This is a genomic window from Aeromicrobium sp. PFPM2_SD2 (assembly GCF_057364525.1).
Window position 1 is genome coordinate 1 of sequence record NZ_JBNFNZ010000703.1, and the last position, 780, is coordinate 780.

The following is a 780-nucleotide window of genomic DNA, read 5'->3' on the forward strand; positions in this document are numbered from 1 at the left end:
CCGGCGCCGGCGTCCCGCCGGACGGTCGTGGGCGCGAGCGACGCCCCAGGTCGCGGCGTCCATCGCGCCGGTCACCGGCAGGTCGTGACGCTGCTGGTAGCGGCGCACCGCACGCCACGTCCGGCCGTCGAACGTGCCCGTCCGGCGCACGTGCAACAGCCGCTGAGCCGTCCGCACCGCCCGGCCGGTGGTGCCGTACGACTTGGTCGCCAGGCGCACGCGCCGCAGCGCGCCCACCGCCGCCACCTCGCACTCGCCGACCCGCCGGGTCGAGCGCAGCACCGAGTACGTGCCGCGAAAGTGCGTGCACGGGCCCAGGTCCTGGGTCAGCAGGGCCCGGCCGCGCCAGAACGACGTCCGGCCCTGGGCGCCGTCCCACGACAGCGAGACGTGGATGTGGTCCTCGTGGCCCCACGACGGACGCCAGCCGTCCTGCGCGCGGTAGGACGCCCAGATGCGCTTCTTGTAGATGACGTACATGACGCCGAGACGGCGGGCGTTGGCGCCGCCGTCCCGCGTCAGCCAGGCCAGGAAGTCCGCGGCGGCCTTGCGGTCACGGGCCACCTCCGGGTCGAGCATCCAGTCCCAGGCACGTCCCTCGAGGTGCTCGGAGTCGGCCGTGCGGCACACGCGCACGCTGCCTCCGGAGTGCCCGGCCCGGTAGGTGCGCAGCACCAGGACGCGCAGCCGCCGCACGCCGGGCTTCTCCGTGGGCGAGCAGGACGACTGCGGCACGTAGGCCGGCACGACGTCCAGCTCGGCCGGCTGGCGCACCGGCGG

General features: G+C 75.6%; 1 protein-coding gene. It reads right to left on the reverse strand.

Annotated elements, in window-relative coordinates; translation table 11 throughout:
- A partial coding sequence (locus tag AC2W7G_RS17590; protein WP_485869571.1) for a peptidoglycan-binding domain-containing protein occupies positions 1 to 780 on the reverse strand: 780 nt, incomplete at both ends.